Genomic DNA, 13033 nt, shown 5'->3' on the forward strand with positions numbered 1-13033 from the left:
GACGACATCGCGGGCACGACGTGCGACTCCACCGAGGCCGATGCGCGACAATGGACGCCGCGAACGTCGCGCCGCCACCCATCGCGGGTAGCACCCCACGAACAGGACCCCGCACCCCTTGGCCAAGCAGAATCGTCGACGTCGCACCGGCCGTAAACCGGCAGCAGCTCCCGGACTTCCGGTCGAAGAAGCGCTTTCCGGTGACCCAGCACAGGTCGCCGACGCCATCGCGACCGTCGCCTTCCTCGCTGCCCAGGGCAACAAGAACGCGATCGATCGCTTCGTCGACCAGGTGACGGGCGCGGAGTTGGCCGCAGGCGTTCAGCTCGCCGGACAGCGAATCATCGCCCGCGCCTTCGACTTCGGCTGGCTCCCCGCCGACATCCACGAGGCCGCGCGCAGGCGGGTCGACGAGTTCGCCACCGCGTACCTGACCGACCTGATGGCCGAGCATCGCGCCGGTTTCCCCGCCGAATCCGTCGACGAGATCTGGCAGTCGCAACTGACCGAACTGGCCGCCGCCGTGTGGTGGACACCCGCGCAACCCCACCTCGACCAGTGGGCCGACCGCGCCCTACTCACCCCCGAAGAGGCTCTCACCGCAGCCCTGAGCGCCTTCGCCCTGCTGATCCAACTCCCGAAACTCGAGCAGATCGCCCCACTGCCCGGCACCCGCCGTCACACCACCCACCACCACGTCGACGAGAAAACCCTCGGCCGAGTCCGTGGCCTGCTGGCCAAAGCCGAGTCCACCGCCTTCGCCGAAGAAGCCGAAACCCTCTCCGCGAAGGCGCAGGAACTCATGACCAAATACGCCATCGACCGAGCCCTGCTCCACACCGAGCACACCGACCCCGATCTCCCCGCAGCCCGCAGAATCTGGCTCGAAACCCCCTACACCGACGCCAAAGCCCTCCTGATCGACATGGTCACCCGCGCCAACCGCGCCCGCGCGATCTTCGTAGCCGACTGGGGTTTCGTCACCGTCGTCGGCGACGACACCGACCTCGACGCGGTAGAAATCCTGTCCACGTCACTTCTGGTCCAAGCCACCCGCGCGATGATCGACAACGCAACCACCGAAGAATCCCGCACCCGCCACTACCGCAAAGCCTTCCTCACCGCCTACGCCACCAGAATCGGCGAACTCCTCACCAAAGCCGCCGAAGCCACCATCGCCGACGCCCCCAACCGGCTACTCCCGGTCCTCGCCTCCCACCAACAACGAGTAGACCAAGCCTTCAACACCTACTTCCCCACCGTCCGCTCCCGAGGCATCACCATCCGCAGCGCCGAAGGCTGGACCGCAGGCACCGAAGCCGCCGACCAAGCCCGCTTCGACAATCCCTGACCCGATCCCAACCAATGGCCCGAGGCGAACGTCGACTACGGCTGCGAGGGGACAAGTAAACGGGCCGACTCAGACTGATTCGCCAGCTTTTTGTCGAAAGTCCAGAGCGGAACCGCATCGGCAAGTTCCGCAAGCGCGGCAAGGCAGCAGTCCTCGAAGGACAGCTTCGGACATTCGACGAATAGCGGCAGTGCCCGTCGGAAGAGCCTTTCGTTGACCTCGACCTCAGCTACCGTCATCAGCGTCTCGATGGCTTCAGCAGCTTCAGCGCGGGTGAATTGGTAGTGGCGGCACAGCACGAACACCACCTCGACCACGGCAATATCGGAAATGACAAACGGCGAGGCCGCGTCTTCGAGCAGCGTGATGACAGCCTCGGATTGCTCAGGGACATCGTCGAGGAGCAGGCGTAAGACAATGTTGGCGTCAAGCGAGCCCGGGGAGAGCGGCTGGGCGGCGGTCATCCCCGCTCAGACTGGTAATACTCGTCGACGTTCTGCAGTGGAGGTGTCCCCGATTTGATGTAGCGGCTGAATCGCTTATTGATTTCCCGAAGCGATGGCGGCCGACTGAGGACGAGGTGGCCAGTCTCCTCGTCGAGATGCGCGTGCAGGGTCCCCCCGGTGTCGGCGAGGCCGAGCCTTCGACGCATCGCCACCGGCAACGTCGTCTGCCCCTTGCTCGTGACCGTAATGGATGCATCCATGTCCATTACTTTACGCCAACCCATTACACCACGGAAGATGTAATGTCTGCGCCCATCGACAGACTTGTCGCTACTGGTACATCCCATCGCTGAACAGCTGGTCGACGTCGACAACAGTGCGCGTCTGGGGGTCGCTGAGTTCGAAGTACTCGCCCGCGGACACGTGATGCAGCGAAGCGACCAGCATGGCGGGCGCGGATCCGACCTTGGTGTTGAGGGCACGGACATTCGCGTTGTACAGGCGCCGGGACGCCGCGATCCGGTCTTCGAGGTCGGCCAGTTCGCGCTGTAGTGCCGCGTAGTTGCGCACGGTTCCCAGCTCGGGATACTGCTCGGCGAGCATCTGCACGCGCCCCAGCGCCGTGGTCAGGGCGTTCTCGGCGTCGGCGACCGAGGCAATATCCCCCGCCTCGACACCGGTCTTCGCGGTGCCGACGAGCGCCCGCGCCCGCTTGCGGGCCTCGATCACCGCCGCCAAGGTGCCGCGCTCGAAGGCCGCGGACCGCTCCACGGTGGCGACCAGATTCGGCACCAGGTCGTGGCGTCGCTGCAGCTCGACGTCGATCTGTTTCCACGATTCGGCGACCAGGTTCCGCAGCCGCACGAAGTCGTTGTAGGCGGCGAAATACCACAGGACCACGATCAGCCCCACGACGACAACAGCGATGATGACACCGGTACTCATGCGAAATTCCGTTCTCTGACGTGCTCCGCCAGATAGGCCGGGGTTGCGTAGTCGGTCCAGACGAATCTGGGGATGCCCTCGGCGACAATCCGCATCGCCTCGAACACTGTGTCGATCTCGCGGGTTCGATTGCCGAGGATGCTGACCCCCACCAGTTGGTTGCCGACGATTTCGAACTTGGTCAGTGCCGCCGTCGGCAGGTACGTCCCGAGGTTCACCAGTTGCTCGATCGTGCGCGGGGTGAAAACCGCGTGTGCGAACGCCGGATTCGACGAATGCACCGAGAAGTGCTTGTTGAAGTCCGCGGATTCGAACTCCACCTGATCACCGGTGGACGTGTCCAACGTCGGCCCCATCGTCAGGCGGGGCAGCGCCGCGGGAAGATCGAGGATGAACACATTGCGGTAGTGGGTGCTGACGTTGATCTTGTTGTTGTTGAGCCACGTCAGATGGAACAGGCGGGCGGGATAGTTGCCGATCCTGCCCTGCATCCCGTCACGGACCCGAAAGCGCCGTGCCCGACCGATAGTGAACGGCGGAAAGTCCCACTCGGGCACCGCCCATCCGGTCGCGCGGTGATACACGAATCCGTGCTCGTCGGCCCACCGCGCGGTCCAGCGCTTGCGAAAAGCCTTCACGACGATCCCCGCAGGCAGGAACGCCAACGCCGGTGTCGCGAGAAGCAAGACCCACGAGAACGGGCGACCGTGGTCGCGCCACCACACGTACTGCAGGATCGCCAGGACAACAAAGGTCACCGCCGTCACCACATTGAGGAACCGCGGCCCCGCCCAGAACGGATCACTCCCGCCCGCCTGCCGACCACCAACCGTCTCGCCCACAATCTCTCCTACCATCGACGCACCTCCGAGAAGAGGACACGTGAACGATCGCAGCGCCCGCTTGCAGACTTCTTTCGCCAACCTTTATCCAGGGCCGCCCGAGCATCAGCGCAGGTAGCATCACGAATCAGGAGGTGGATGATGACTGCGGCACACCATGATCCAGTGACCACTTCAGATTTCGAAGCGATCGCCGCAGTGGTCGAACTCCTCGACTGACACCTCGGCGCGCCGAGAGGCAGGCCCGACTACGGCTTTCTGTGTGCCATGTAGGTAACGCCGCGGGCCGAGAGTCGGTAGCCGGTCGAGAGGCTGAGTGTCAGGCCGAGGTTCTTCAGTTTCCGGACGTCGCGCTTGAGCTTGTCCTTGTCTTCGCGTGTGCGCATGGCGAGTTCGGCGGCCCGGACGCCGGGGTGTTCAGAGATCAGGTCGAGCAGCCGCATCGTCCACGGGCCGGGGCGACCATGGCTGTCAAGGCGTTGGAGCGCATCGGCTACCTCCGAGAACTCCACCGGCGAGAGGGTCGTCTGGGCTGCCGATGCGGAGCGCGGGTCAGGGCCGACCCACGACAAGCCGATCCTGAACACGGGATTGTCTTCGCTCCCACGGAAACTCGACACGATCTCATCGACACTGCCGGCGCCTGCGGCGTGTACATCGACATCGGTGATGTGGTTCGGATCGATCGTGTCGATGCGGTCGACGGTGATGATGCCGGCCGTGGAACGAAAACGGTGCCCGGGGTGGACGCGCGCGGTTGCCCAGCGTCGAAATACGCGGTCGACCTGGCCGTCCGCGACTTTCGCAGCGATTTGCCGTGTGAGGATCATGCTGCGACCTCGGCGACGAATTGCGACAGCCGACGAGTCGGCCTGCCCAGCAGGTCGGAAGCGTCCCGAGCGACCGGCGCGTTGGCGCCGGAAGCGATGGCGTCGAACAGCCCGGCGAGGGTGGTGATGTATTCGCGGTGCCAGCCCAATCGCGAGGCGAGAGCGTGAAACTGCTGGACAGTCGAATCCTCGTAGCCGGAGAGGGGGATTCGCGATCGGGCTGTGAGCGCGGCGACTTCGGAGAACGTCAACGCTTCGGCGCCGGTCAGGTCGAACTCGCGCGCACTGTGGTCACCGACGAGGGCCGTAACAGCGCATGCCGCAATATCTTCGGCGTCGATGAAACTCACCCTCGCGCCGCCGGTGGGCAGCCGCAGCACACCGTCTCCCGCAGTCGCCAAGTCGCGGAGCGGACCCTCGGTGAGGTTCTGGAAGAACCAGTTGGGTCGCAGGATCGTCCACCGCATATCGGTGTTCTGCAGGTGGAGTTCCACGGCGCGCTGTTCGACGGATGTCGGCGCGTACTGCATTCCCATCGCTGTCATCAGCACCACGGTGGTGACACCGGCGTCCTGTGCCATATCCAGGAAAGCGCAGGTGCGTGCACCGAGCCCGCGCACGGATCGATGTCCGTCGTCCCCGCCGGGTACGACCGTGAAGATCTTTTCGACACCGGCGAGCGCTCGCCCCCACGTGTCGGGTTCGGTCCAGTCGAACCCGATAGGCGCCCGCCGCGATGCTGCCCGCGTCGGGTATCCCGACTCGGTCAGTTGGGCGAGGACGTGGCGGCCGACCTTGCCCGTGGCGCCGGTGACCAAGATCGTCAACGGGTCACCCCAAGACAAGCCGCGAGCTGGTCCAACACCACTTCCGTGTACTCCTGCGGCTCCGTACGCATGTGCCCGAGCACACGCGGGTACAACAGTCCGTCCATCGCACCGACTGCAACGTCGACTATCGCGGTGGCGCTTCTGCGGCAGTGGAACATGCCACCGGCGATGCCGTCGGCGACCGCTTCGTCGAATGGCCGTCGATAGAGCGCGGCCAGCCCGGCGGCATGCTCGCGCAGCTCGTCGTCGTGTGCCGCCGCCGTCCAGAACTCCATCAGCATCCGCCAGACCGGCACCGGAGTGCCGAGCCCACGCTCGGTCAACGCCACCAACCGTGCCCATGGATCGTTGTCCAGGCCCGCGGTCATCGATTCCATCTCCGCTACTTCCAGGGCTGTCGATCGACGCAATGCCTCGACCAGCATGTCCTCACGAGAACCGAAGTAACCCTGCAGGGTGCTCACGGCGACGCCGCTCGCCTCGGAGACATCGCTGAACCTGGTATTCGCGAACCCGCGCGCAACGACAATGTCGACCACGGTGTCGAGCACGCGCTGCCGCCTTTCACCACCAGCACGACGGCGACGCGATCCCTCTGCAGCTATCGTCATCCTCTTACCGTATCACCATACGGTAAGAGGATACGGAATTTCGGCGGCTGGGGCTTGTTGCCAGGCCCGCAACTTCGCTCGTACGCTCGGTATGTGCGGCCGATCATGTCCGAACGGGAGTTGGATGGCGGCTGGGACCTGGCGAGGTCGACAGCGATGACGATGGCTGGCGTCTCGATGGACGGGTTTCGTGATCGGGGGTCCGTGGGGTGCGATATGCGGATTTTCGCTCGGCCGGAGGTCACTGTCGTGATCCAGTTCGGGAACAGTCCGTTGACCGTGGAAGACCCTGACCAGCCTGTATTCGATGGGTTGGTCGCTGGTCTCGTCCCCGGTATTCGTCATGTCCGTGCGGAGCGCGTCGAGTGCGTCGAGTTGCGGATGTCGCCGATCGCCGCCTACCGCCTGCTCGGTGTCGGTCCGGCCGACCTGGACGGCACGGTGGCCGGGCTAGCGGATATCTGGGGTTCGGGGGCAGCACTGTTGCGTGAGCAGTTGTCCGAAACCGCAACGTGGGCAGAACGATTCGCGGTGACCACCAAGTTTCTCGCCGCCAGGGAAACGACCAGGACGGTCGATCCCGAGGTCGTCGCGTGCTGGGAGCGGATCGTCGCGGACAAGGGTGCCGTGCAGGTCAGGGAACTGGCCGAGCTGACCGGGTGGAGTCGGCAACGCGTGTGGTCGAGGTTCACCGCGCAGGTCGGGGTGACGCCCAAACGAGCCGCGATGGTGGTCCGATTCCGACGCGCGTTCGACCTACTGCTGGCTGGTCGATCCGTCGCCGAAGTCGCCGTGGCGTGCGGATATTCGGACCAATCGCACCTCCATCGCGATATATCGGCCTTCGCCGGAGTCACCCCCGGCGCACTCGCGACGAGCTGATCGGCGAACATTCGTCCAAGACGCCGCTCGCCGCGAGCCGGACAGTAATGGCATGGGACTCGAGCAACGGATCCGCGCGGCCGAACAACGCGCCGCCGCCTCCTATGGACTGACGATCACCGAACACCTCCTGACGCAGCGCAACCCAGCGGTTCGCGTCCTGACCACAGGCGAGGGTGACCCGCTGGTCCACATCAACGGCATTTCAGCACCCGCCATGGGCATGGCACCCCTGATCGCCGACCTGCCCGGCTTCCACCACATCCTGATCGACCTCCCCGGCCACAGCCTCGCCCCGCCCTACAGCTGGCAGGGGCAACCAGTCCGCGAACTGGCGGTCGACGTGGTCACCGGAACTCTAGACGCGCTCGACATAGAACAGGCCGCGTTCGTCGGCAGCTCTCTGGGCGGACTGTTCACCCTCTGGACAATGCTCGACGCACCGGACCGCATCTCGCGAGCAGCGATCATCGCCACCCCCGCCACCGCCCTACCCGGCTCCCACATCATCGCCGAGTTCGAATCCCTGACCTCCCCGACCCGGGGCCGACTCGACCAGACCCTCATGCAACTCCCATCCCCTCGATTCCTCGCCCGCTTCGCCCTCACCGAGGCAATCGGAGCGAACGCGGCCCGCGCGATGTCGAACGACATGCTCGACCTACACCGCCTCCCCCTACGCCTGCCAGGCCAAGCCGCCTCCTACCGAGCCCTCCTGCGCCGCCTGATTCAAGGCCGAACCGCACGCCCCGAAAACGTCCTCACCGCAGTCGAACTCGCCCGCATCGACACTCCAACCCTGTTCGTCTGGGGCGAAGACGACGTCTTCTGCTCCCCCGCCCAGGCAAGACCCTCCGTCACGAAAATCCCCCGCGCACACCTCACCGCTGTTCCGGGCGGCCACGCCCCCTGGTTCGACGACGCACCGCGCTGCGCAGCACTGGTCCGAGATTTCCTGGCCGACCATCCTGCCCAGCAGCACTGACAACCCTGTTGTGGACATGTTCCTCACTCCGGGTGAGACCGGGAATCGACGGACGAAATCCTGTCAACCGTTGAGGCAGAGCGTAAAACTGCTACTTCAGCGGCGGACCTGGCGAGTACGGTGGGCCGGTGGGCCGGTGATCATGACCAGCGGCGGCTTACGGAGACAAACGGCCGGACACGAAGGAGCCGATAGTGCCAGGTGTTGAACTGCGCGGGGTGACGCTGGACTGTGCCGACCCGCAGACGCTGGCGGGCTTCTACGGTGCGTTGACCGGGATGCGCGAACTCTTCAGTACGGCGGAGTTCGTCGCGCTGACGAACGACTCCGGCTGCGATCTGGGATTCCAGCGGGTCGACCGATACCGACCTCCGCAGTGGCCGGGCCAGGATGTCCCACAACAGCTCCACCTGGATTTCCGCGCCGACGACCTCGATGCGGCGGAACAGTTGGCGTTGAAACTCGGCGCAACCAAACCGAACCATCAGCCCGGCAACGGACGCTGGCGAGTACTCCTGGATCCAGCCGGCCACCCCTTCTGCCTGACGTCTTCCTGACATCACCGGCGTGACGGCATCCCCCGGTCGACGCCGTCGCGCTCAGGCCAGGCAGCAGCGTTTCAGCCGATGCCGAGCGCGCTACGAGCAGTCGCGATCTTCATGACCAACCGGCGCGGCGTGTGACGCACTGGAGTGAAACCGTATTTGCGGTAGAACTGCGCGGCCGCGTCGTCGATCGCGTCTACGACGATCAGTCGGCCACCGCCGACTTCCGCGGCCGCGACGGCTTTGGAGACTGCGTCGTAGAGCAGTTCGGCCCCGAATCCTTGCCCGTGGAACGAGCGATCCAGTGCCAACCTCCCGATCAGGTAGCCCGGAATCCTCGATACCCCGCCGGCGGCCCCGCTCGGCACCCCGTCTTCGTCTCGATTGACCAGCGTGGGCGTCAGCGCGAAAAACGCGACGACCTTCTGCTCACCCTCGGGGGTCCACACGTACACCCGGGCAGTGCCCGACACGCATGCCCGCTGCGCCATCGAACGCAACCAGTCATCCAACGTCGCATGCCCGCTGTCGAATGTCGACAGATCGTGGTCTTCCGCCAATCGCGTCGAAACGAACTGTGCGGTCACCGATCACCGCCGCTTGAACACGCGTGGACGGCGGGCCAGCTCGGCGAGCGCCGGAGCGGCATCGGCTTCGTCGAGCGAATCCAGCAGTGCGTCGAACTGTTCCGCGGACATGACCGTGATCAGTTCCTGCGCCAGAATTCGCTCGGCACGCTCGAACACCGCGCGACGGATGAACTCCGACTGTTGCTCGTGCACCAACTCCGCGGCACGCTGCATCTTGGCGCGCAGCGCGTCGTCGACGCGGAACTCCGCGCGTTCGGTCTTGGCTCCCATAGGCCCAGTGTAGCCACTTGTACGGATATTTACCGTACAGATTTATCGGGAACTCAGCTTAGAGCGACCCGATCCAGTTCCGCAGCAGTTGCGCACCCGCATCCCCGGACTTCTCCGGGTGGAACTGAGTAGCTGACAACGGCCCGTTCTCGACGGCGGCCAGGAACGGCACACCGTGGTCGGCCCAGGTGAGTTTGGGGGGTGCGATGTGCTCGTTTTCGGGAAGTTCCCACTGTTGGGCGGCGTAGGAGTGGACGAAGTAGAAGCGGGTGTCGGCGTCCATGCCGGCGAACAGGGTGCTGTCGGCGGGGGCCTTGACCGTGTTCCAGCCCATGTGGGGGAGAACGGGGGCGTCCAGGCCTGCGACGACGCCCGGCCATTCACCGCAGCCTTCGGTCTCCACGCCGAACTCGACGCCGCGGTCGAACATGATCTGCATGCCGACGCAGATGCCCAGCACCGGACGTCCGCCGGCGAGGCGCTGGCCGATGATCCGGTCGCCGCGCACCTCGAGCAGTCCGGCCATGCAGGCCGCGTACGCGCCGACGCCGGGGACGACCAGGCCGTCGGCGGCCAGGGCCGCGGTGGGGTCGGCGGTGACTTCCACCTGCGCACCCGCACGCACCAGCGCGCGCTCGGCGGAGTGCAGGTTGCCGGAGCCATAGTCCAGCAGCACAACGGATTTCACAGCACACCCTTCGTGGACGGCACACCGCTCACGCGCGGGTCGATTTCGACGGCAGCGCGCAAAGCCCTTGCGACAGCCTTGAATTCGGCTTCGGTGATGTGGTGCTGGTCACGTCCGTAGAGCACGCGCACGTGCAAAGCGATGCGGGCGTTCTGTGCGATCGACTCGAACACGTGCTTGTTGAGCACGGTCGAGTACGAGGCGCCGGGGCCCGCGCTGGGAATGATGGTGTGCACCAGGTGTTCCGGCTCGCCGGTGAACACACAGTACGGCCGACCGGACACGTCGACGGCGGCGTGCGCGAGGGTTTCGTCCATCGGGATGAAGGCGTCGCCGAAGCGGCGGATGCCCTTCTTGTCGCCCAGCGCCTGGCCCAGCGCCTGGCCCAGCACGATCGCGGTGTCCTCGACGGTGTGGTGGGCTTCGATCTCGATGTCACCCTCGGCCCGCACGACCAGGTCGAACCCGGCGTGCGCGCCCAAAGCCGTCAGCATGTGGTCGTAGAACGGCACACCGGTGGAGATCTCGGTCTGCCCGGTGCCGTCGAGGTTCAACTCCACCAGGATCGAAGATTCCTTGGTGACGCGTTCCACCCGCGCTGTTCTGCTCATGATGTGCTCCTCCACAGGCGGATTCAGTGAGTAAGGTCGGTGCCCGCGATGTCGCGGCTCACGCGCAGGAATTCGTCGTTCTCCGCGGCCAGGCCGATGGTGGCGCGCAGGTAGCCGGGGATGCCGACGTCGCGGATCAGCACGCCGGCGTCGAGGTAGTGCTGCCAGGCCTGCCCGGCGTCGGTGAAGCGGCCGAACAGCACGAAGTTGGCGTCGCTGGGGATCACGTCGAAACCGAGTGCAACCAACGAAGCCGCGACTCGATCGCGCTGAGCCGCCAATTCCGCGACGCTGCCGAGGGTTTCGTCGGCGTGCCGCAGAGCCGCACGCGCGGCGGCCTGGGTGACCACCGACAGGTGATACGGCAACCGCACCAGCAGAATCGCGTCGATCACCGCGGGCGAAGCGGCCAGGTAGCCCAGACGCCCACCCGCGAACGCGAACGCCTTGCTCATGGTGCGGGTGACCACGAGCTTGGTCGGGAACCGGTCGATCACAGTGATCGCGCTCGGTGCCGCCGAGAACTCGCCATACGCCTCGTCCACGACGACGATGCCGGGTGCGGCTTCGAGAATCCGTTCGAGTTCGTCGATCGGAATGCTGTGTCCGGTGGGGTTGTTCGGACTCGTCACGAACACCACATCGGGCTGACGCTCGACAATCTGCGCCACCGCGTAGTCGATGTCGAGCGAGAAATCAGCGCTGCGCTGTGCCGCGACCCATTCGGTATCGATGCCCTCGGAGATGATCGGGTGCATCGAGTACGAAGGCACAAAACCCAGCGCACTACGACCGGGCCCGCCGAAAGCCTGCAACAACTGCTGCAGAATCTCGTTGGACCCGTTGGCCGCCCACACATTCGAGGCATCGACGGCAACGCCGGTCTGTCGAGTCAGGTACTGCGCCAGGTCGGTTCGCAGGGACACCGCATCGCGATCCGGGTACCGGTGCAGGTCAGCAGCGGCCGCCCGCACGGATTCCGCGACGTCGTCGATCAACGCCTTGCTCGGCGGATGCGGGTTCTCGTTCGTATTGAGCTGTACCGGAACCGTCAATTGCGGTGCGCCATAAGGGGATTTGCCCCGCAGATTGTCCCGCAGCGGCAACTGATCCAACGTCGCCGAAGCGCCGGGCACAGTGCTCATGACAGCGCCTCGAAACGCGCCTGCACAGCCTGACCGTGCGCGGGCAGATCCTCCGCATTGGCAAGTGCCACAACATGTCCGGCGACATCCTTCAACGCCGCCTCGGTGTATTCCACGATGTGGATGCCGCGCAGGAACGTCTGCACACTCAGCCCCGAGGAGTGCCGCGCGCACCCGGCGGTGGGCAGCACGTGGTTGGACCCCGCGCAGTAGTCACCCAAACTCACCGGCGCCCAAGGCCCGACGAAGATCGCACCCGCACTGCGCACCCGCCCCGCCACCGCGGCGGCGTCGACAGTCTGGATCTCGAGGTGCTCGGCCGCATAGGCGTTGACAACCAGCAGCCCCTGCGCGATGTCGTCGACGAGCACGATCCCGGACTGCTTGCCCGACAACGCTTCCCGCACCCGATCGTTGTGCTTCACCACGCCCAGTTGAGCATTCACCGCGGCATCGACCGCATCGGCCAACGCCACGGAATCGGTCACGAGCACACTCGCGGCCAGCACATCGTGCTCGGCCTGGCTGATCAGATCAGCCGCCACATGCACCGGATCAGCAGTCGCATCGGCGAGCACCGCGATCTCGGTCGGCCCGGCCTCGGCATCGATCCCGACCAGCCCACGGCACAGTCGCTTGGCGGCGGTGACGTAGATATTGCCCGGCCCGGTGATCAGGTCGACAGGCTCGAGCGCCCCACCATCGGTATCGACACCGCCGTAGGACAGCAAAGCCACCGCCTGCGCCCCACCGACAGCCCACACCTCATCGACGCCCAGCATCGCGGCCGCGGCCAGGATGGTCGGGTGCGGCAGCCCACCGAACTGCGCCTGCGGCGGCGACGCCACCACCAACGACTCCACTCCCGCGGCCTGCGCGGGCACCACATTCATCACCACAGAGGACGGGTACACGGCGTTGCCGCCGGGCACATACAGCCCGACCCGCTCCACCGGCAGCCACTTCTCGGTGACAGTGCCGCCGGGCACCACCTCGGTCACCGTGTCGGTGCGTCGCTGATCCGCGTGCACCTTCCGGGTCCGCTCGATGGCGACTTCCAGGGCGGCCCGAACAGCGGGATCCAATTCAGCGAGGGCTTTGTCCAGCTCAGCGACAGGAACCCGCACCACAGCGGGCCGCACACCATCGAACTTCTCGCTGTAGTCCAGCGCCGCGGCGGCACCCCGATCGCGAATGTCCTCCACGACCGGCCGCACATGATGCAGCACCGAATCCACGTCGACCCCTCCCCGCGGCAGCGCGGTACGCAGCTCGGCAGCGGAAGGAGTACGACCGCGCAGATCGACGCGGGCGAGCTCGATGCGGGATGTCATATCGGGGTACGGTCCTGTTCTACGCTGGGCCTGAAGGTCAGCTACCAGCCTAGTGGTCGCCCGCCAGCGCATTTCCACCCACATCCCGCCCGTGCGCGGCGTACCCGCCGATCCGCCCTCGCTCATCG

17 protein-coding genes are annotated in these 13033 nt (G+C 65.6%); 4 read left to right on the forward strand and 13 right to left on the reverse strand.

Annotated elements, in window-relative coordinates:
- Positions 1-118 precede the first annotated feature (118 nt).
- Entirely contained in the window at positions 119-1351 is a 1233-nt protein-coding gene (locus ACFWU5_RS12490) for a DUF2786 domain-containing protein (RefSeq protein WP_379267200.1), read from the forward strand.
- A gap of 35 nt (positions 1352-1386) precedes the next feature.
- Here the strand turns inward: ACFWU5_RS12490 and ACFWU5_RS12495 are convergent, their stop codons facing one another.
- The 7 genes from ACFWU5_RS12495 to ACFWU5_RS12525 form a co-directional block, all read right to left on the reverse strand.
- A complete protein-coding gene (locus ACFWU5_RS12495) occupies positions 1387-1815 on the reverse strand; it encodes a PIN domain-containing protein (RefSeq protein ID WP_379267201.1) in 429 nt (142 codons plus the stop codon).
- Positions 1812-2057: an AbrB/MazE/SpoVT family DNA-binding domain-containing protein gene (locus ACFWU5_RS12500; RefSeq protein ID WP_379267202.1), complete on the reverse strand. Its 246-nt coding sequence runs from the start codon at positions 2055-2057 to the stop codon at positions 1812-1814. Before ACFWU5_RS12500 ends, ACFWU5_RS12495 begins: the two co-directional genes overlap by 4 nt.
- A gap of 70 nt (positions 2058-2127) precedes the next feature.
- Complete coding sequence (locus tag ACFWU5_RS12505; RefSeq protein ID WP_379267203.1) at positions 2128-2742, reverse strand: LemA family protein; 615 nt, start codon at positions 2740-2742, stop codon at positions 2128-2130.
- Positions 2739-3599 (reverse strand): DUF3137 domain-containing protein, encoded by an 861-nt coding sequence (locus ACFWU5_RS12510; protein ID WP_379267204.1) that lies wholly within the window; start codon positions 3597-3599, stop codon positions 2739-2741. The genes ACFWU5_RS12505 and ACFWU5_RS12510 overlap by 4 nt, the downstream gene beginning before the upstream one ends.
- A gap of 233 nt (positions 3600-3832) precedes the next feature.
- Positions 3833-4414: a hypothetical protein gene (locus tag ACFWU5_RS12515; protein ID WP_379267205.1), complete on the reverse strand. Its 582-nt coding sequence runs from the start codon at positions 4412-4414 to the stop codon at positions 3833-3835.
- Positions 4411-5241: an SDR family oxidoreductase gene (locus ACFWU5_RS12520; protein ID WP_379267206.1), complete on the reverse strand. Its 831-nt coding sequence runs from the start codon at positions 5239-5241 to the stop codon at positions 4411-4413. Before ACFWU5_RS12520 ends, ACFWU5_RS12515 begins: the two co-directional genes overlap by 4 nt.
- Complete coding sequence (locus ACFWU5_RS12525; protein WP_379267207.1) at positions 5238-5795, reverse strand: TetR/AcrR family transcriptional regulator; 558 nt, start codon at positions 5793-5795, stop codon at positions 5238-5240. Before ACFWU5_RS12525 ends, ACFWU5_RS12520 begins: the two co-directional genes overlap by 4 nt.
- A gap of 309 nt (positions 5796-6104) precedes the next feature.
- Here ACFWU5_RS12525 and ACFWU5_RS12530 point away from each other — a divergent pair, with 309 nt between their 5' ends.
- The 3 genes from ACFWU5_RS12530 (at position 6105) to ACFWU5_RS12540 (ending at position 8279) form a co-directional block, all read left to right on the forward strand.
- Positions 6105-6737 (forward strand): helix-turn-helix domain-containing protein, encoded by a 633-nt coding sequence (locus ACFWU5_RS12530; RefSeq protein ID WP_379267208.1) that lies wholly within the window; start codon positions 6105-6107, stop codon positions 6735-6737.
- Between the two features lie 52 nt (positions 6738-6789).
- Positions 6790-7722, forward strand: coding sequence for an alpha/beta fold hydrolase (locus ACFWU5_RS12535; protein WP_379267209.1), 933 nt, complete (start codon positions 6790-6792; stop codon positions 7720-7722).
- Positions 7723-7916: 194 nt separating this feature from the next.
- Positions 7917-8279, forward strand: a complete 363-nt coding sequence (locus tag ACFWU5_RS12540) for a VOC family protein (RefSeq protein ID WP_379267210.1) — start codon at positions 7917-7919, stop codon at positions 8277-8279.
- 62 nt (positions 8280-8341) lie between these two features.
- Here the strand turns inward: ACFWU5_RS12540 and ACFWU5_RS12545 are convergent, their stop codons facing one another.
- The 6 genes from ACFWU5_RS12545 to hisD are packed head-to-tail and all read right to left on the reverse strand — an operon-like array spanning position 8342 to position 12905.
- Positions 8342-8854: a GNAT family N-acetyltransferase gene (locus ACFWU5_RS12545; protein WP_379267211.1), complete on the reverse strand. Its 513-nt coding sequence runs from the start codon at positions 8852-8854 to the stop codon at positions 8342-8344.
- Between the two features lie 3 nt (positions 8855-8857).
- A complete protein-coding gene (locus tag ACFWU5_RS12550) occupies positions 8858-9127 on the reverse strand; it encodes a DUF1778 domain-containing protein (protein WP_379244425.1) in 270 nt (89 codons plus the stop codon).
- 58 nt (positions 9128-9185) lie between these two features.
- Complete coding sequence (gene hisH, locus ACFWU5_RS12555) at positions 9186-9815, reverse strand: imidazole glycerol phosphate synthase subunit HisH (RefSeq protein WP_379267212.1); 630 nt, start codon at positions 9813-9815, stop codon at positions 9186-9188.
- The gene (gene hisB / locus ACFWU5_RS12560; protein WP_056824871.1) at positions 9812-10426 is read right to left on the reverse strand and encodes an imidazoleglycerol-phosphate dehydratase HisB; all 615 of its coding nucleotides are present in this window, start codon (positions 10424-10426) and stop codon (positions 9812-9814) included. The genes hisH and hisB overlap by 4 nt, the downstream gene beginning before the upstream one ends.
- A 23-nt stretch (positions 10427-10449) precedes the next feature.
- Positions 10450-11571, reverse strand: a complete 1122-nt coding sequence (locus ACFWU5_RS12565; RefSeq protein ID WP_379267213.1) for a histidinol-phosphate transaminase — start codon at positions 11569-11571, stop codon at positions 10450-10452.
- On the reverse strand, positions 11568-12905 hold the full coding sequence (gene hisD / locus ACFWU5_RS12570) for a histidinol dehydrogenase (RefSeq protein WP_379244419.1): 1338 nt from the start codon (positions 12903-12905) through the stop codon (positions 11568-11570). Before hisD ends, ACFWU5_RS12565 begins: the two co-directional genes overlap by 4 nt.
- Between the last annotated feature and the right edge of the window lie 128 nt (positions 12906-13033).

This window comes from Nocardia sp. NPDC058640, from assembly GCF_042716995.1.
Classification (GTDB): Bacteria; Actinomycetota; Actinomycetes; order Mycobacteriales; family Mycobacteriaceae; genus Nocardia.